This is a genomic window from Odoribacter laneus YIT 12061 (genome assembly GCF_000243215.1).
Lineage (GTDB): Bacteria > Bacteroidota > Bacteroidia > Bacteroidales > Marinifilaceae > Culturomica > Culturomica lanea.
On the sequence record NZ_JH594596.1, the window covers coordinates 341,844 to 361,048 of the forward strand.

The 19,205-nt window shown below is 39.6% G+C and carries 16 protein-coding genes; 8 read left to right on the forward strand and 8 right to left on the reverse strand.

The genetic code is table 11. The features are described 5' to 3' along the window. Positions 1 to 206: 206 nt before the first annotated feature. The 4 genes from HMPREF9449_RS01450 to HMPREF9449_RS01470 form a co-directional block, all read right to left on the reverse strand. Positions 207 to 884, reverse strand: a complete 678-nt coding sequence (locus HMPREF9449_RS01450; protein WP_009135447.1) for an ion channel — start codon at positions 882 to 884, stop codon at positions 207 to 209. A gap of 240 nt (positions 885 to 1,124) precedes the next feature. Beyond that, positions 1,125 to 2,087, reverse strand: a complete 963-nt coding sequence (gene glsA, locus HMPREF9449_RS01460) for a glutaminase A (RefSeq protein ID WP_009135448.1) — start codon at positions 2,085 to 2,087, stop codon at positions 1,125 to 1,127. Positions 2,088 to 2,092: 5 nt separating this feature from the next. Then, complete coding sequence (gadC, locus tag HMPREF9449_RS01465; protein WP_009135449.1) at positions 2,093 to 3,862, reverse strand: putative glutamine/gamma-aminobutyrate antiporter GadC; 1,770 nt, start codon at positions 3,860 to 3,862, stop codon at positions 2,093 to 2,095. 105 nt (positions 3,863 to 3,967) lie between these two features. Then, a complete protein-coding gene (locus tag HMPREF9449_RS01470) occupies positions 3,968 to 5,170 on the reverse strand; it encodes an MFS transporter (protein ID WP_009135450.1) in 1,203 nt (400 codons plus the stop codon). Positions 5,171 to 5,381: 211 nt separating this feature from the next. On the opposite strand from HMPREF9449_RS01470, the gene HMPREF9449_RS01475 reads away from it, so the two are divergent. Next, positions 5,382 to 6,848, forward strand: coding sequence for a bifunctional metallophosphatase/5'-nucleotidase (locus HMPREF9449_RS01475; RefSeq protein ID WP_009135451.1), 1,467 nt, complete (start codon positions 5,382 to 5,384; stop codon positions 6,846 to 6,848). 267 nt (positions 6,849 to 7,115) lie between these two features. Then, the gene (locus HMPREF9449_RS01480; protein ID WP_009135452.1) at positions 7,116 to 8,618 is read left to right on the forward strand and encodes a radical SAM protein; all 1,503 of its coding nucleotides are present in this window, start codon (positions 7,116 to 7,118) and stop codon (positions 8,616 to 8,618) included. Here HMPREF9449_RS01480 and HMPREF9449_RS01485 read toward each other — a convergent pair. Then, on the reverse strand, positions 8,615 to 9,823 hold the full coding sequence (locus tag HMPREF9449_RS01485; RefSeq protein ID WP_009135453.1) for a class I SAM-dependent methyltransferase: 1,209 nt from the start codon (positions 9,821 to 9,823) through the stop codon (positions 8,615 to 8,617). The genes HMPREF9449_RS01480 and HMPREF9449_RS01485 overlap by 4 nt on opposite strands. A gap of 75 nt (positions 9,824 to 9,898) precedes the next feature. After that, complete coding sequence (gene nhaD, locus HMPREF9449_RS01490; protein ID WP_009135454.1) at positions 9,899 to 11,314, reverse strand: sodium:proton antiporter NhaD; 1,416 nt, start codon at positions 11,312 to 11,314, stop codon at positions 9,899 to 9,901. 121 nt (positions 11,315 to 11,435) lie between these two features. On the opposite strand from nhaD, the gene HMPREF9449_RS01495 reads away from it, so the two are divergent. Beyond that, entirely contained in the window at positions 11,436 to 11,828 is a 393-nt protein-coding gene (locus HMPREF9449_RS01495) for a hypothetical protein (protein WP_040611154.1), read from the forward strand. Positions 11,829 to 12,144: 316 nt separating this feature from the next. Beyond that, positions 12,145 to 12,675 carry a hypothetical protein gene (locus HMPREF9449_RS01500; protein WP_009135456.1) on the forward strand — a complete coding sequence of 177 codons (531 nt, stop codon included), beginning with the start codon at positions 12,145 to 12,147 and terminating at the stop codon, positions 12,673 to 12,675. A 98-nt stretch (positions 12,676 to 12,773) separates the two neighbouring features. On the opposite strand, the gene HMPREF9449_RS01505 is transcribed toward HMPREF9449_RS01500, so the two are convergent. After that, positions 12,774 to 13,154 (reverse strand): helix-turn-helix domain-containing protein, encoded by a 381-nt coding sequence (locus HMPREF9449_RS01505; RefSeq protein ID WP_009135457.1) that lies wholly within the window; start codon positions 13,152 to 13,154, stop codon positions 12,774 to 12,776. A 533-nt stretch (positions 13,155 to 13,687) separates the two neighbouring features. Between HMPREF9449_RS01505 and trxB the strand changes: the two genes are divergently transcribed. The 3 genes from trxB (at position 13,688) to HMPREF9449_RS16475 (ending at position 17,159) form a co-directional block, all read left to right on the forward strand. Continuing rightward, the gene (gene trxB, locus HMPREF9449_RS01515) at positions 13,688 to 14,656 is read left to right on the forward strand and encodes a thioredoxin-disulfide reductase (RefSeq protein WP_009135458.1); all 969 of its coding nucleotides are present in this window, start codon (positions 13,688 to 13,690) and stop codon (positions 14,654 to 14,656) included. Between the two features lie 568 nt (positions 14,657 to 15,224). Further along, positions 15,225 to 17,003 (forward strand): BACON domain-containing protein, encoded by a 1,779-nt coding sequence (locus HMPREF9449_RS01520; protein WP_009135459.1) that lies wholly within the window; start codon positions 15,225 to 15,227, stop codon positions 17,001 to 17,003. Positions 17,004 to 17,012: 9 nt separating this feature from the next. After that, positions 17,013 to 17,159 carry a hypothetical protein gene (locus HMPREF9449_RS16475; protein WP_009135460.1) on the forward strand — a complete coding sequence of 49 codons (147 nt, stop codon included), beginning with the start codon at positions 17,013 to 17,015 and terminating at the stop codon, positions 17,157 to 17,159. Here HMPREF9449_RS16475 and HMPREF9449_RS01525 read toward each other — a convergent pair. Further along, on the reverse strand, positions 17,129 to 18,112 hold the full coding sequence (locus tag HMPREF9449_RS01525) for a DUF2027 domain-containing protein (protein ID WP_009135461.1): 984 nt from the start codon (positions 18,110 to 18,112) through the stop codon (positions 17,129 to 17,131). The genes HMPREF9449_RS16475 and HMPREF9449_RS01525 overlap by 31 nt on opposite strands. A gap of 115 nt (positions 18,113 to 18,227) precedes the next feature. Between HMPREF9449_RS01525 and HMPREF9449_RS01530 the strand changes: the two genes are divergently transcribed. Beyond that, positions 18,228 to 19,076 carry a phospholipase A gene (locus HMPREF9449_RS01530; protein WP_009135462.1) on the forward strand — a complete coding sequence of 283 codons (849 nt, stop codon included), beginning with the start codon at positions 18,228 to 18,230 and terminating at the stop codon, positions 19,074 to 19,076. Positions 19,077 to 19,205 lie beyond the last annotated feature (129 nt).

Below are 19,205 nucleotides of genomic sequence, written 5' to 3' on the forward strand. Positions count from 1 at the left end.
TAGAGATTTCTCCGTCTTTTGTTTGGTAAATAACGAGGTTGCTTTCTGATCTTATGGGTTTGACAAATTCTGACTATCTAAATTTAAGTAATTTAGATAGATTGTCTTGTCATAGGGACAAAGTTTTTCTAAAAAAGAATTTTTATGGAGTAATAGGTAGTGAAAATTTGAAAATTGTTTTAATCTTTACAGTACTTTCTTGTCCATTAATTATTCTCTATCCTTTTCCGCTTATTCTGGAACCTGGTAGTCACGTAGGCAGTAAAAATCGGAAAGAAAATCATTCCTGAGGCGGCCAGGACGACGGCTAAAGATTGACCGAGTTTGGTAACGCCGAAGATGTTGGAGCCGACGGTGGTGACATTCATGAGGGCCCAGTTGAAGGCATCCCAGTAGCCTTTTACCAAGGGATTGGGACCGTGTTCTACAAAGAAAAAGATGATACTGGAAAAATAAATGATGATAAATAAGATGGTGAGGTAAGTGATAAATAGATTTGTAATTTTACTGGAAGTCATCCAGTTGACGATCAAGGAAACTCCATAAATCCCCCGAGCCAGTGGGATAAGACGTAAGGCGACCCAAGCTCCGTGCGAAAGGGTGGGAGCAAAAGCATATACGATGTTGAGATAAGGAATCGAAACCAGGAAGAAAAACAGATTACGCCACATAAAGCGCCAGCCTTGACCGCTGTAAAACCAACGGACAAAAAAATCCAATAAAAATATAAAACAAACGATCAAGTGGGTATTGAGGATAAATTGCTCGCTTAAAACAGGTCGTACAGAGAGAAGTTCTATAGATACAATAATGATGATAAATAAACTTCCCAGTAAAACCAGGACGTTCAGAAATTTTTCAAATATTCTATTTTCTTGTTTCATAGTTCGAAGAATAGAAAAAGAGGTTGTCCAAAGGCTTTTTGTATGGAAGAGTGGTTTTTATGGCTGCTGATCAAAGTCTTGGAAACTTCAGATTGACAAATTTTTGGTCTGATCAATCCGGGTCAATCCGGGACTTTCGTTTTGTTAATCACCAAGGAGGTCTTTCCATGCCGGAAAGAAATGCTCCTTACAAAAAGACTAGACTTGACGTTGCCGGACAACCTCTTTTATTGTTTACGATTACATTTCTATTTCGATAGTATTGTTCCGGAAGATGTTCAATTTCAGTTTTTGAGTAATATACTTGATGGCTGCCTGGGCTTTTACGGAGTTCCCGGCCTCATCCAGAGGGGGAGCGAAAGCTGCAATTCCGAAGGCGCCGGGCATAATGCCGATGACTCCTCCGCCTACTCCGCTTTTGGCGGGTATGCCGGAAGTATAAAGCCAATCACCCGTATGTTCATAAAATCCGACAGTTGCCACTAAAGAAGTAATTTTAGGCGCTAATTCCGGGTCAAAGACTTGTTCTTGGGTCACTGGATTCAGACCGTCGTTTGCCATCGTACAACCTGCAATGGCTAATTGTTTGGCTGTAACTCCCATGGAACACTGGCGGGTGTAAAGGTCGAGTGACATGTCGGGATCATCATAAATCCGATTGTAGTTTTTCAGCAGCCAGGCAATAGACCGATTGTTGAAGTTTGTGGCTGTTTCCGATTTATATAATTCATCTAACAGGACCAATTCACTTCCGCTTAAAGCTGCCATATTGTCTATAATAGCGCTCCATTTGCCCTCACTGTCTCCGATCGGTTTTACCATACTGTCGGCAGTGATCGCGCCGGCATTGACCAAAGGCGTACTGGGATGATCTTTTTCCAACAAAATAGCCATAATGGAGTTGAACGGTAAACCGGTTGCATCGGCTCCGATTTTGTTCAGTATCTCTTCTGCTCCGTATTGTTTAAGCACTAATACTGCTGTAAAGACTTTTGATACCGATTCGATGCCGAATACGTAGTTCGTATCACCGGCTTCGATGACTTCTCCGGTAGGCAGGCAGACGGCTATGCCGAAAAGATTCGGGTCTATTTTAGCGAGGAAAGGAATATAATCTGCATTTTTACCTCCCTGTATTCCTTTGACTTTTTCGTACGCCTCTTTTACAACATTCCGGAGGTCGTCTATTTTTATTTTATTCATATCATTTACTTTTTAGGATGAGTGTTACCTGTATTATTACGAGTTGAATTACCTGGTTTGTTCCGATTTGTATGGGTGGAATTGTTTGTCGGAGGGGTTTTCGTATCGTTAGGAGGGGTTTGCTGACCGGCATGTTGGCTTTGTTGATAACCTTGTTTATCGGCTTCGCTTACGGTGGTGTTCCGGGTGTTGGAAGCTGTTCCTGATTTTACATTGGAAGCAATTGTATTGGCAGGAGAACCGCCTATATGCTGGGCTGCTGGTCCGGCATTATCTACGGGAGCTGCTGCTTGCGCTGCTGTAACGGGAGCTGTTTCCCAATGGAAAGGCTGGAATTCTGCATCTGGATTTTTCCAGGAAGGTTTTCGTAAAGAATAAATAAGTAAAGGTATGGCTACAAAAATTACGCATCCGAGAATGAGAACCGTAAACCATACCGTATTGCTTCCGGTATTGATTTGGGAAGGTGGAATAAAGCTCAGTATAAAGGCTAGTAAAGCTCCCAGAAAACCGATTCCGGCAACGATCCATATCAGTCCATTCCCTTTTCGTCCGATAGCAAAAGGACGGTCGGCTTTCGGCATCCGGTAACGCAGTGCTATGGCTGCTGTGAACATAAGCATATACATAATCAGATAAAGCAATACTGTCAGCTGAGAAAGCATTTGATAGAAAGACTGTACAGAAGGCATTACGACAAATAGAAGAGACAACAAGGTGACAATACATCCTTGTATAATCAGAATATTTTTTTGTACGCCTATTTTATTGGTTTTCTGAAAAAATCTGGGAAGATAACCGGCTTTGCCAACGGCGAAAATACCTTTTGACGGACCGGCTACCCAGGTAAGTACGCCGGCTAATACACCGAACATTAAAGCGATGGCAATAATGGGAGAAGCCCAATGGAGATGGAGATAATTCAGGTAATTATCAAAGCCGACCAATAAACTTTGGGTGAGGTTGATGTCTTTAGCGGGGATAATTAATCCCAAAGAGAAAGTACCTAAAATAAAGATAATGACGATTACAATGGCGCCGATAAAAATGGCTTTCGGGTAGTTTTTACTGGCAGGAGGTTGTACATCCATGACGTGGATACCTGACATTTCCATACCGGCATAAAACAGAAATATACTGGAAGCCAAAACCAGGTTATTGAAGTTTGATAAATCGGGGAAAAATCCCTGACTCATATCCATATTGTTGTGTCCTCCTGTGGCCAGGTAGATAATTCCGAATAAAATAAGCAAACCGGCGGGAATAATTGTACCCACCATTGCTCCGATTTTAGAAATCTTACTTACCCACCCCAAACCTTTTAGGGAAATGAATGTTGCTACCCAATAAATCACCAATACGGTAATTAATGTAAAAATTTTATTAGAAGCCATCAAAGCATCTTCAGAGGTATTCATGCCGATATAAGCAATCGATACAGCACCGAAAGTCAGTACGGTAGGATACCAGATTGTACTTTCAATCCATTGCAAGAAGATTGCCAAGAATCCATAGCGTTTACCATAAGCTTCTCCCACCCAGCGGAATACACCCCCTTCTTTATTGGAAAACATTGCTGCCAGTTCAGCAGCTACCAAAGAGGTTGGGATGAGAAATACGATAGCTGCAAAAAGGTAATAAAATGCCGAGCTAAGTCCGTATACGGCTTCAGCTGGAAGTCCCCTGAGGCTTACTACGGCGGCGACGTTCATAATCGCAAGCGTCATAACGCCTAGTTTTGCTACGGTACTCGTTTTTTTTAGGTTTGTTGCCATAATTTGAATTAGTTTAGTTAATTAGTTCAGAGTGTTATCTATTTACTTTCTTCTTCATTACCGGGTAAGTACGTAAGAGTGAGATTGAATGTTTATATCCTCACATTATTTAACGTTGTTGTTTTCTTGTATTTGTTTCATACCCAGTGTTTTACTGTTGAGGCGAAAGAAAGCAAACACGGTAAAGGCTGCCCCTAGGATCATACAAAGAATAAACGGAAAATAGGCGGAATCCAGAGAAAGCCAGCTTAAAATAAAAGGATAAGTAATGATGGAAATATAATTCATCACCATAACTAGAGAGAGGGCATAGGTGGCATCGGCTGTCGGGACCCCATTGGCTGTTTTGTCGTAAATAATGGGTTGCATAATCCCATATCCCAGACCGATCAGAATAACGCCTAGTGTAAGGAGTAAGATACCGCTTTTAAAAGCAAACAATACAAGGCCCAAGGAGATGGCAGCGAGGGAAATAACATTGGTGTAGCCTTTAAACCAAGAAATTACCCGGTTAATATCGAATCCTGGCAGGGTAACGGCTAAAAAGAAAATGGAAATGAGAGTGCCCGATTTTTCGGCATTTCCTATGTGTAAATTTTGCATATAAAGGGAGAGATTAAAGGGAACGGTCAGGGCGAGAAAAGTAATAAAATAATACAATAACATGAGTTTTATCGGCCATTTAAAGCCGGAATGTGAATCCGAAGCAGAGGGGAGAGAGGTGGATTGTACATAAGGAGGAGTATTATCCAAAAAAAAGGCAAAGAAAAGAGAGATCCCGGAAAAACAGTATACCAGAAATGAATAATGCCAGTTAATACCGGCCAGAAAACCGGAAAGTAAGGTCGCTAATACGAGAGTCAGGTTGTTGATGGCCGATGCGATGCCCAATTGGCGTGTGCGGCGGGCTCCGGTAAAATAATCAGCGATAAGTCCCGTGGAAAAAGGAATAACCATTCCTGCCCCGATTCCCAGAAAAGCACTCACGACCAGCAATAAATTCAACCTATGGACAAAAGGATAAATGATACTGCAAATAAAAAAGATGATCAGACCGGCAATCAAAAGCTTCTTTTTGTTGAGTCGTAAAGAGAGTCGTCCTGCTATCAGGATAAAAGGGACAATAATAAAAGAAGGCAGTGACTCAAGCATTTGAAGATGGAGATTACTTGCTTTTTGGAATACGGTTTCCAGATCTCCGAGAATGGGGGAAATCGCTAAACCCGGCAAGGATGTGACCATGGAAATAGAATAAATGGCAAATAAAACCATTATTCCGATTGTTCCTCGTCCTGTTTTTATTTTCATATCGAATGTATGCGTTTTATCGGATTTACTGATTTTAATGGTGGAAAGTTCAAGTATTTTTTGAAATCCCCTGCTTAAAGTCCTTGTTTTTGTAAAACTTTTAATAAAATGCCGCTAATTTTATATATCGGCACAGACATATACGCGAAAAAAACGGAAAAAGTTGATTTTTTATTATTACTTTCGAAAGCTAAAACAGAAATTATATATTATGTTATTCAGAAAAATTTATTTTGTGGTATTTGTTCTGCTGTTGGCTATATTTTCTGCCTGTCAGTCAGATAAAAACATGACCGCTGCTACGACCCGTGTCGTTATTATTTCCACTAATGACATTCATGCTCAGATTGATCATTTTCCAAAGTTTGCGACTTTTTTAAAACAGATCAGGGCGGAAAATCCCCATGTCCTTTTAGTAGACGGAGGAGATCGTTTTTCAGGGAACGTGTATGTGGACAATGCCAAGGAAAAGGGAAAACCGATGTTTGATTTGATGGGCAAGCTGGGATACGATGTAGCTACTTTGGGAAATCATGAATTCGATTATGGTGAAGCTGCATTAAATAAACGAATTTCAGCGTCCTCTTTTCCGGTTATCTGTGCGAATATGCAGACAAAAGGCACTTCTTTGCAACAGCCTGATCCTTACCGGATAATTGAGAAAGCTGGTATTAGATTTTGTTTTTTAGGATTAATAGGAACGAATGCCGTCACCCATATTCCGGCTACAAATCCGGATAATGTAAAGGACATTACCTTCCGGTATTATAAAACTGCGGCTTTTGAAAATAGAAAATTAAAAAATCAGTGTGATGTGTTTATCGGTTTGACGCATATCGGGTTTGTAGGCGATTCCTTATTGGCTATAGCTATGCCTGAATTGGATGTCATTATTGGAGGACATTCTCACACTTTAATCGAGGGACCTCTGAGAATCAACAATGTATTGGTGAGCCAGACGGGTTCTAATTTAAAATATGCCGGAGTAACCTATCTGGATTTTAAAGGTAAAAAATTAGTAAACAAGACTTATAAGGCTGTAAAACTGGATACTTTTGCGGAGGACGCAGAAATTAAAGCTATGGTCAGGGAGATTTGCAATCGTCCGGAATTTAAAGAGAAAATTGGTACCACTTCAAAGGGATTGAAATACAAAGAAAACGTGGCGAATATGGTAACGGATGCGATGAGTGAAGCGGCGGATTGCGATTTTGCTTTTTATAATAGCGGGGGAGTGCGTTATAATTCTATTCCTGCGGGGGATATTACGCGGGAAACCATCTACCGGATAGAGCCTTTCAACAATTACATCGTCAAACACCGGCTCACCTTAAACGAAATGAAACGATTGATATTGAATCGTTTTAACGGTTTAAAAAACCAGGAAAATCGCCGGATCGATTTATTTGTTTCCAAAGGGAGGTATACTATTTTGAAAAATGAAGAAGGAGAAGGGGTAGACGTCGTATTTGTCGATAAAAACGGGAATAAACTGAAAGATCCTGAACAGGAATTTACGGTGGGATTGAGTAATTACGTAAACAGTACTTACGATTTTATTGGAAAAGGGAAGGGAGAGAATACCCATATTCCTATTGTAGAAGCCATGGAAAAATTTGTTCAGACTCAGGGAGACGTGAACAATCAGGAACGAAGGACATTTATTAATAAAAAGTGATAAACATTTAATTGTTTCACTGTTCAATGGTGTAAAAGTTCAACTATTCCGCTAGGAAAAGGAGGGATAGTACTTTAGGTGGGAGAAATGCCTGTCTGATACTTCCGTCAAAAATATTCCTCCCCGAGGACTTTTACACAATTGAGCATTCTCACATTTCCATATTTTCATATTCAAATATTTAGATTCAGGCTTGTACGGGGGGGGAGTGAAACTTATTTGTCTTTTATGCGTTTATAGGAAAAATATAAACAAATTTCACTGCTAATGAAGACATTTAAGACACAAGTACAAGCCTTTGCGATGAAGAAATTGCTCAAATATGTAGAGAAGGATCCGGAACAAAACGCATCCAAGGCTTTGAAATGGATTAAAAAGATCGATACAGACGGTACATACGGTTCATCGTGGGATACCTTGGCCGAGTGCTTGAAAGATCCACAAAATAACTGGACCCGTTTGGTTATGAAAGCATACAATGAATGGGATCCGTATGTAAGGCGAAAACTTTTTGAGGCTCTGATTTGTAATGCTGCCATCATTGGGAATAGTGCCATAAAGATTACCAGTAAGAAGTACGGTGTAAATGTTCCCTGGACAATTTTGATGGACCCTACTTCTGCCTGTAATTTAAAATGTACGGGATGTTGGGCGGCGGAATACGGTCATCGGATGTCAATGGATTTTGAAACCTTAGACCGCATCATTGCAGAAGCAAAGGATTTAGGAGTATATATGTTTATCTTTTCCGGAGGAGAACCTTTAGTAAGGAAAAAGGATATCATTCGTTTGTGTGAAAAACATCCGGAATGTTATTTCTTGGCTTTTACGAACGGTACATTGATCGACGAAGCTTTTGCGGACGAGATGCTGCGGGTTGGAAATTTCGCTCCGGCCATCAGCGTAGAAGGTTATGAGGAAGAAACAGATATGCGCAGGGGAAAAGGGACATACCAGGCTGTCATGCGGGCCATGAAAATACTGAAAGAGAAACGTTTGGTATTCGGCATGTCTACTTGTTATCACCGAAAAAATGTAGATGTTGTCGGATCGTCCGAATATATGGACTTTATGATAGATAAGGGAGCTGCTTTTGTCTGGTATTTTACCTATATGCCCGTAGGCAGTGATGCCATTCCCGAATTGATGGTAACAGCTGAACAGCGTAAATTCATGTATAATCAGGTGAGGATGTTCCGAAAGACAAAACCTATTTTTGCTATGGATTTCTGGAACGATGGGGAATATGTAAAAGGTTGTATCGCCGGAGGGCGTTATTATTTCCATATTAATGCAAACGGTGATGTGGAACCTTGTGCTTTTATCCATTACTCCAATGTGAACATAAAAGATATGTCTTTACTCGAAGCCCTTCGCTCTCCTTTGTTTAAAGCTTATCAGGAACGACAGCCTTTTAATAAGAATCATTTGCGTCCCTGTCCTTTATTGGATAATCCGAATAGTCTGAAAGAAGTCGTACATGTTTCCGGAGCCCGTTCTACCGATATGTTAAAGCCGGAAGATGTGGATACTTTAACAGATAAATGTCAGGATACTTCTCAAAGATGGGGAAATGTAGCGGATAAAATCTGGTATGAACGTCCGGATGTGCAGGAAGAAATGAGAAAAGAAGGAGAAATGCCTCCCTCTACTAAGGAAGAGAGAGAAAAAAGAAAAATAACGGAAATCCCTGAAATCCCCCGAGAACATCCGGGGAAAACGGAAAAAATCAAGAAAGAAGAGCCGATTGAGATCGAAATCAAAGGTTAGGCTTTTTCACAATCAATGAGGATACGTCGGGCATTGCCGAGGGTGGTCGCAAAAAGGTAGAGAGGACCTCCGTCGGAAATGCCCGAACTTTTTCGGATTTCTTCCACTCTCATGGGAAAATTCCGAACACTGATATTGGCTTGGGGAAATTGTTTACCCCATTGCTTTAATTTTTTACGGGAAAAGTCCATTACCTGTCTTACTTTAAAAATACGTCCGGGAAAATGATTTATTTTTTGATCCGAAGTGTATAAATGGCTGTGCTGGTGTAACTTGTCGATTGAATATTGTTCACTGATCAATTGAAAAGCTCCGCTTTTTAAGATGGCACTATTGGGTTCGTATATGTAGTTTTTAACGGTATCTGCCAGCTGATAAACAGCAGTTTGTTCCTGTCCCCACTGAAAAGAAAAAAGCTGCCGTTCACCTGAAGCCGTGAAATTTACGGTTACTACTTTTACTTCGGGTTGCGGTTTCTTACTTTCCAACACCAGTATCATCTCTTTACATTCATTTCTGACAGCTACAATGTGAATTTCAATTATTTCCGGAATTAATTTTAATGTTTCTGTGGGGTCGGCCATCGGAGAGATTTTGACGATAAGCCGCCGGGATTTTTTTAAAAGTATATTTTTTAATTGTAGAATATCCGGTTCGCATTCCGTTATAGCGAATAGACGTTTATTGTTGCCGGACCTGCGGGCCGGATCGATATAAAAAGTATCTGCTTGTAGAGTGGGGAGAAGGGTTTGGGCATCTGCTTCTATAACTTGAATATTACCGGCTTTTAAAACAGCAAAATTAGCTGCTGCTGCCTTACAATATTCCGGAAATCGTTCGATATAGATCACTTTTTGGGCAACTTGTGAAAAAAACCAGCTATCTATCCCCAATCCTCCCGTCAGGTCGCATACTTTTTCCCCGCGAAGGAGAGATTGCTTATATCGGGCTGTCAGTTCGGAAGAACATTGCTCTGCAGAAAGACGGGAAGGAAAGAGGAGATCCGGCTGATCATACCAGGTTGGCAACTTGTCCCGAATTTGTCTCCGGGCCAGGATTTGATCCACGGCAAAAGCCACGGGGATCTCTTTATACTGTTTTGCATTCAGCAGTAACTTATCGGTATTGTCCGTTAAGTGGGCTGCAATGAAATTTTTTAATTCTGGGGTCAAAACTATTCCGGCTACTGATTTTTCAGGAAACAAAGATAAGGAATTTTAAAAATGAAATCCTTTTATAGTGCCCGGAAAAGTTATTCGCTGGATCCTTGGAACGAAATTTTAGAGTAATTTCTGTAAAATATAAATGCCGATACCGGCTAAAAAACCTACGATAGCCCATCCGGAAATATGTTTGACATACCACATAAAATTAATTTTTTCCAGTCCCATAACGACTACTCCTGCAGCGGAACCTATAATGAGGATGCTTCCTCCTGTTCCGGCACAATAAGCAATCAATTCCCAAAATGTTCCGTCCTGTACAAAATTGGCCATATAAGCCGGTTCGGGCATAGCCGCTGCAGCTTGAGGGCTGAGTACAGGATACATACCCATAGAGGCTGCTACCAGAGGAACATTGTCGATTACAGACGAAAGGAATCCGATAATGATACTGACGATATAAACATTGTGTACGTCCCGGTCCAGAAAAACCGATAAATCCTTCAATACGCCTACAGCTTCTAAGGCAGCTACAGCCATCAAAATTCCGAAAAAGAAAAGAATAGTGGGGAAATCCACTTTAGATAACACATAGGGTAGCCGGAATTGCTGAGCCGGTGTGAGATTTTTTTTACGGTTATAAAAAATATCCATATAAACCCATAATAATCCCAAGGCGAGTAGAATTCCGGCAAAAGGCGGTAGATGGGTAAGCGATTTGAAGACAGGGACAGACAGCAAACAAAGGATGCCTAATATAAAAATAATATTACTTTCTTTTCGGTTGACGAGGTTTAAGTCTTTTCCTGCTGATTTGTCGGCGGTGGGAGTGACATTCCCTTTTAACTGCAGCGAAATGATCCAAAGCGGGAAGGCCAGGGCAGCGACACTGGGAAAAAACAAAGACCGTATGACATCTCCGGAAGTGATGTTGTCGTTTATCCATAACATAATCGTCGTCACGTCTCCTATAGGAGTCCAGGCTCCTCCTGCATTGGCGGCGATGACGACAACACTTCCGAAAATCCACCTTTCCTGCGGCTTATCGAGTAATTTTTGTAAAAGCATAATCATCACAATGGCAGAAGTCATATTGTCCAGTACAGAAGACATAAAAAAAGTGATAAATCCGATCAGCCAAAGCAATTTTTTTTTATTGCGGGTTGTAATACGTCTGGTGATGCCTTCAAAACCTTTATGTATATCCATGAGTTCGACAATCGTCATGGCCCCTAACAAATAAAAAAGTATTTCTGCCACATTGCCCAGATGATCCACGATTTGTAAATTTACAATATACTGGATCACCTGTTCCGGTTTAGAAAGGGAAAGATATTCTTTATGTGCTGCTAAAAATTCACTGAAAGAAGTTGCATTGGCCTGAATAACTGTCGAGGCTGCGGAAAAAATAAAAAGGGTCCACAAAAACATACCCAGTATTAAAGCTACAGCTGCTTTATTTATACCGGTTTTATTTTCCAGTGCTATAAAAACATAGCCTAGAATAAAAATGACAATCATTGCAGTAACCATAGTAAGCTTATTGTTTTTTTTCTATACGGAAGAATAAAAGAAGACGTTACACCACATATTTCAAATCTTCCTTTTTCTTTTCTGTAAAATGTTCGTATATTTGTCTTACTGTTTGAAAGGGATGAAACATTGTATTCTCTACATATTATTTCTTTGGATTGCCGTATTGATTGCCGATACGGCAAAAGGAAACGATGTGTCATTCCCCGATATTTCGAAAGCTGAATGGTCTACGGAAAAGGAAGAATCTGTCAAATTATGGGAATTTGTGGCTTCCAATGATGCGGCGGATATTTCGCTTCAGCAACATAATCCTTTTAGCCAGAACAATTCTTTTAGGCGGAATCTACAGCTCAGGTCCTTACAGGCTAAAATCGTATTTCATTTATCTGGAAATTTTCAATCCTTTTCGGTAGAAACCTGGCGTACTTTTCTTTATCTCTACCGCAACCATTATGCTCAACAAAAAATGTGGGGTTACTACATTTACGGATTGTGCAAAATCATTATTTAGGGTATTATCTATTTAGTCGAATGTTCGAAAGTCCGGGAAGAGTTTTGCTTCCTGGGGGAACGGATTGACATTTGCTGAGGAACGGAGCCTTTCTTCCCGATTAATCTTGAATCAAGGTCGGAAGTTTATTCCTGAGGCATAGCGAATCGTTCATTATTTGAACATGAAAAACTGGGACGAACCGAATTCCGGTTTAAAATCGTCCTGTTTTATTTCGGTTCATCGAATTTTAATTTTTATCCGGACATCTCTTCTGGAAGAATCCACGGGAAAATCTGGCAGAGGGGATAAGGAAATAACCTTAAATAACCTGATTATGTCAAAATATAAAACAATAACAGAGGATATAGAAACTGTAACCAATAAAGAAGTTGTAAAACAAAATAGAGTTTCTCTGGTGGCTTTAGGACTTGTGGTAGCTGCCGTTTTATGCGTAGCCGGCGGATGGGCTATCGAAGATCCCAATTCGTCTTTATCTACCTTTTTATTTACAGCAGCTGTTTTCCTTTTTTTAGGAGGAATCGTTAAATTTTTTATGGGCAGGGAATGTTATTTATTTCGCCCTACAGGCAGTCATTTACAAAAAATAACGGTTTATTTTGATGCAAAAGAATCTCAACCTTTGCAATATTGTATTGAAGAAAAAAGATTTGAAGATTTAAAACAGTTGAAGAGACAAATCAATACTGGTGTCAAATTGGACGTTATGCTTACCGGCGACAAAAAATTTGCTGCTGTACAGCTTTCAGAATACGTTCCTTATGCGTATGAAGCCATTTCTCCTGTAATTTGTTATTATGGGGAGGAAGCGAAAAACTTTTCCCACTATCTGGGAAACGGTAGATAATCCTTCTGCTGAAAACAAAAGCCTGGAAAATGATTTATCTTCATTTTTCAGGCTTTTTTATATATAAAATATTTGTCTTGCTTGGTGAACGTTTATTTTCAGTTTTGAGAAGGAATATCCGGAATTTTTCGGATCAACAACGTAATTTGCATATCTTTTTCCCGTATGCTTTCGTGTTGACTTTCCAGGAGATTGATGAGTTTACGAATCATTTGCTTGTCGTCGATGTCCGCCGGAGTACGGTTATAAACCGTTTGAGGCTCTTCTGTAATGTATTTGGGACCGTCTCCAGTTTGTAACCAGGCTTTATTTACGCCTAATAATTTGCAAAGTACAGTTAATTTCGTAGAATCAGGTTTGGTTTTTCCTTTGATATAATTGGAGACAGTGCTGGCAGATATATCTATAGCTTTAGCAATTTTATACTTAGATATGCGTTGTTCCTCGATGATACTTTGTAAACGTTCTGGAAATCCCATAATATTTTAAATTAAATTAAATATAAAATTCAATGAAAATAATCCAATATTTATTTGCATGTAAACAAATATTGTATTATATTTGTAAATTGCTTATATACAAATATAGTTATAAACAGTTATATTTTCAATAACTGAAGGGATTTCAATTGCATAATTAATAATAACTAGTTGATTTATAATTTTTTTCAAAATTTTTTTTTATTTATCATAATAGATTTAGCCGGCAATTAGAGGTTGTATTCTCATTTGATTTATGTATTTTAAATCGTATTTAATCTTTTTATAAATATTCTTTTGTGATCCAAAATTGGATGATTTGTAAAGTATTTTTCTAGAACTTTGTTTTGTTTTTCTTTCATCTCTCCCTTTCTTAGGGGGATGCTTTTTTATATTCGGAAAAACAGGGGGGAAAGCTTCTCTTTTCACTTTTAACTTTTTTTTAAAATGTATACCTGAAAAGAAAAATGGAATTCAAAATTTAAATTAATAGATTTGTATAACTAAAAATAACGAACATAAACGAGAAAAATATGTCAATAGAGAATCCGATAGAGAAAGTAAGATGCTTGATTATAGGTTCCGGTCCGGCGGGCTATACAGCTGCGATATATGCTGCACGTGCAAATTTGAAGCCTGTTTTATATACGGGCATTCAGATGGGAGGGCAATTGACGACCACCACTGAGGTAGAAAATTTTCCGGGATATCCCGAAGGGGTTACAGGTCCGGTAATGATGGAGGATATGCGCCGGCAGGCGGAGCGTTTCGGAACGGATATCCGTTTTGGAATGGTAGATGAAGTCGATTTTTCAGCTCCACCCTATCGGATTGTAATCGATGGGGAAAAACAATTGTTGGCCGAAACTGTCATTATTGCTACCGGTGCTACGGCCAAGTACCTTGGAATACCTGCGGAAGAGCGCTTTAAAGGGTTGGGAGTGAGTGCGTGTGCTACCTGTGACGGATTTTTTTATAAAGGAAAAGACGTAGCAGTGGTGGGAGGGGGAGATACGGCCTGTGAAGAAGCTACTTATTTAGCCGGTATATGCCGCAAAGTCTACATGATTGTCCGGAAAAATTATCTGAGGGCTTCTAAAGCCATGCAGGAAAGAGTAAATAAAACTCCCAATATCGAGATTCTCTACGAACACAATACAAAAGATTTGTATGGGACTGATATGGGATTGGAAGGAGCCCGGCTGATTTACAAAATGGGTACCCCGGAAGAAAAGGAACACGATATAAAAATAGATGGATTTTTCTTGGCGATCGGACATACTCCCAATACGGAAATGTTTAAAAAATATATACAAACGGATGAGCAGGGCTATATCCTTACGGAAGGAAAAACCTCTAAAACCAATGTTGCAGGAGTGTTTGCCGCAGGAGATGTAATGGATCCGGATTACCGCCAAGGCATTACTTCCGCCGGTGCCGGTTGCCGTGCAGCTATGGATGCAGAAAGATACCTGGCCGATTGGGAAATCAGAAATAAGTGATTCCTGAAGAACACTTTGACGAAAAAGGATAGAAAATAAAGTCCGGTCCCTAAAAATGTTTGTACATTCGTAATCTTGGCAAAGATTTAAATATAAAACTACTGGAAAGACAATATTCCAGTAGTTTTTTTAGGGAATGACATCGAGTTAAATGTTAAGTTTATTATTTTTTATTAATTATTTGTATAATTATAAAAATAAAATCGCTATTAGTGAGGCCTGATAGGACACTATTTTACCTGTTTGTTTCTTTCCCTATCCGAAGAAAAAGATGGAAAAACCGTTGGTAGACAAGTAAAGTCGAAGGCTGGCAAATGAGCTGTTGTCCTTTATTCGGCATGAAAAACCAATTGGATTTAAGCATTATTATATTTTAAAATTTAAATATTTATTAGATTTGTGAGTAGGATAAGAGAAGAAAAGAAATATCCGGGAATTGTACTACCTTGTTTAAACAAATAAGCGAAAGGGGGAAGAAGGGGTAAAATGTTCGGAATAGGTTTCCGGCAGGGAAAGCAAATAGATTTAACTTTTTATACATGATTTGTCTAACTAAAACCTAACTACCATGAAAAGATTGTGCGTCGTTTTTATTTTGCTTTTGGCCGTTTTTGCCTGTGAAGAGGACGATAAAAATGTTCCTTTGTTTATACAGCTTATTTCGGAGGACAGTTCGGTTGTAATTGATCCGAGCGGAACTTCTGCTTTTTTTACGATTTCCGCGGCCGGAGGAGCTGTTGTTTTCAAGTTGAATACGAATATCACGGAAGGGATTACGGTTTATTCGGAGGGAAATACGTGGTGTGACGCCTCTTTATCGGGAGATGTATTTGTTGTTAGTGTGAGCAAATTGATCGGAGAGGAAGAGCGGAGTTGTAAGATGCAAATTTTATACGGAACAGAGGTAAAAGCTACGATTTCAATTATGCAGACTGTAGCGCCCCGTTTAGCTTTGAGTAAAGAGGAGGTTCGTTTCTCCGACGGAGGAGGTTCCGAGCAAGTTATGATACGGACCAATCAAGCAAAATGGGAAGTGATCAATGAAGCCTCCTGGTTGACAACAGAAAAAAAGGACACGGTACTGACGTTGACGGCTGTTCCGAATAACAGCGGAGAAGAGCTGACTGCAACTGTAACGGTAAAAGCCGGGGAAGGCATGGATGCTATTGAAGCGGTTATCACTGTAATACAAAGTAGCGGAAGTATGATTTTGGAATATACGCTTCCCCTGGCCGAAGCAACGATAAAATTACCGTTTGAAAATACATTTAAAGCGACAGTGGATTGGGGAGACGGAACAAAAGAAGAGTACGATTTGTTTATCAATCCTCTTTCCACACCTGCTCCTACTCATACCTATGCGAAGAAAGGGGTATATTATGTCAGTATTTCCGGTACTGCGGAAAAAATATACAGTGTTTTGGGTTATACAACAGAGATGAACAGTTATATTACCGGGGTAAAACAATGGGGGAATTTAGGGCTCACTTCTTTGGAAGACGGTTTTTTTGCCAATTCGAATTTGAAATATATTGCTGATAATCCGGGAAATGCTTTTACGGAAGTTGTTTCGTTTAAGAATGCCTTTAAAAACTGTGTGGCTCTGGAAGCCGTTCCGGCAGGTTTATTCAAAAATTGTGCTAAATTGGAAGATGTATCCTTTTGCTTTACCGGATGTACATCCCTGACGGAATTTCCCGAAGGACTTTTTAAAGATTGTCCGGCCATTACAAACTTTGGAAGTTTTTCTTCTTCTAATACGGCTCTTTTAAGTATTCCGGCAGATTTATTCGCTTATTCTCCGGAAGCTTTGAGTTTTAGCAATGTATTTTCTACCTGTACGGCCTTGACGGAAATCCCGGGAGATTTGTTTAAGAATTCTACGAAAGCGACAAAATTTGATTATTGTTTTTATGGTTGTAAGAAATTGGAAAGAGTGCCTGCAGGTTTATATGCAAATTGTGCGGCTGCAACCACCTTTATCAGTGCTTTTTTCGGTTGTGAGGCTTTGGAAATTGTAGAAGAAGGCGTATTTACCAATTGCACGGCTGTGACCTCTTATAAATGGCTTTTTGCCAACTGTAAGCAGTTGAAAACAGTTCCGGTTAATATTTTTGATAACAGCAGGGGGGTGACTGATTTTTCCGGTACTTTACGGGATTGCGAATCCCTGACAGGAGAATCTCCTTATACGCGGATAGGAGAAGTTAAAGTACATTTATATGAGAGAAGTATGTATACGACGGATTTTACTGCTCCTAAAAATTATTCTACTTGTTTTAGAAACTGTACCCGTTTGTCCGATTATGCGACAATAGAAGCGTCTTATGTAAATTGGACAAAATAGGAATATTGGATGGACGGCAGATTGACCGATCCATATGCGTCTGTGGCTCTGCTGGCTACTGGAACCTTGGCTCAGACTAAAGAATTAGCCGGGGCATTGGTTCCTGTAGTCAGTGCCGTATTCCTCTATTTGATAATGACCATCGTTGCTCCGTAGCCGTATTGTTTAAAAGAGGCATCTTGATGACGGAAACGCTTGTATTTCGTCTGAAGCTCCCATAGAATACGCTGACGGAGCACGCCGTCGCCTTTCCCATGGATGAATACGATTTTTTGTCCTTTCCGCAGTTTGTATTTTTCCAAGGTTTTATGGAAAACATCCAGCTGATAGTCGAGTATATCTTTATTTTCCATGCCTGTAGTCGTTTCCAGTAATTCATTGATGTGTAAATCTATTTCAATGATATTGTTTACGATCTGTTTTTGAGGTTTAGGGGCAGAGGTACTTTCTTTTTTTTCTTTTAAAGCCTGGGTAATATCAGTTTCTTCTAATTCTTTTTGAAGGGGACTCTCTTTGTCCAGGGGCCGGACAAAAGCCATGTTTTCAAACCATTTGGTGTGTTGATAACTGCCAGTTTTGCAAAGAGAAGTTTGGGAAAGCCGGATGTGAACGTCTACGGTCTGCCGGGGACTGTATTTTCCTTTCTGGTAAAAAATAGCCTGAATATGAAAAGCTTTAATCCGGTCCAATTCTTTTCTGCTGTATACCCCCAGTGATAAAGCGGTGTCTGGATTGCAATTTCCGGCAGAGAGTGCAGAATAAGATTCTCCGTTATACGTACCCGCTGCATAGAGGCAAGTCAGGCCTGTGTCGTTTATCAAATATATTTCGTATCGGCTTTCCGGGAGATTTTGAAAATTTTCAGGAACCAGAGCGAGATACAGACTGTCTGTGGATGCTGTAACGACCGTTGTCTGGGGGCGAACTTTCCTGTCCGTATCCGTATTGAAATCAGATTGAATGACGACCAGATCGTTCAGGGAAGCCGGAATTTCAAATCCGTATTCTTCGCAATAGACATTTACCGTGTTTTGGTCTATTAGTCCTGTGACTTTACCCTCTAGTTTTTCAGAAATAAATCTGACGATATCCCCGATTCTTATGTGCATAGTTCTACTTTTTATCTGTTTTTAAACGTTGTAAAGTTAGTGTTTTTGAAAAGAATTTTTGCTATAACTTTCTTGCTTTTAAAACGTACACCTTTTGCCTGTTTAATTTAAAATTATGGGAAATAAATTTTTAATCCTCTGTCTTTTAGGGTTTCTGATGGAAATTCCTTCTGCGTATGCTCAACAGAGAAAATTTTTTTCGCAGGGAAATGTATCGCGAGACAGTGTGGCCGACGATTTGGGAACGATTCCGGCCTTTACGATCTATAAGGATAATTATCTGATTACGGGGACGAATTTCTCCGGGGGGAAAATCACCAAATATAATTCCGACGCAAAATTCCAGATCAGTTTGCGGCATCGTCTTTACAAAAGTATGTTGCCTTGGCGGATCTATCTTTTTTTTACTTATACGCAAAAATCTTTTTGGGATATTTACCGGAAATCCGCACCTTTTACCGAGACAAATTATAATCCGACTTTGGGATTCGGCCATAATTTTGTAAAGGATAAGCGTATTGCCGGAGTGGCGTTTCTCCAATTTGAACATGAATCCAACGGGAGAGACAGTATTTGGTCCAGAAGCTGGAACAAAATCAGTTTTATGGGGTTGTATGCTTTTAAACGAAATTATACTTTACAAGCTAAGTTCTGGATTCCGGTAATGGTCGCTAAAGAAAATAAAAGTTTGCCCCGTTATGCCGGAGTAGGATTACTCGCTGCTACCTATACCAGTAATAACGAACGTTTGAATTGTTCGGTTGTAATGATAAAAAGGGCAGAATGGAACCTGAGCGCCAATTGGAAGATAGAAGTTGCCTATAAAATTTTTAAGTTGGATAATCAATACGTTTTTCTGCAATTTTATAACGGATATGGGGAAAGTATGATTGCATACAAATATTTTCAGCGTTGTGTACGGGTAGGAATTGTGATAAAGCCCAATTCTTTTACTATTTTTTAATTCTTTTTATCTCAGGAAACATTCACTAAATACTTGTTTCCCTGCATTTATATTTTTAAATATTGATACATTTCCCGGAAAATCCGAAGTTTCTTTTCCGAAATCGTTTGAAAATATTAAATTAGCAGA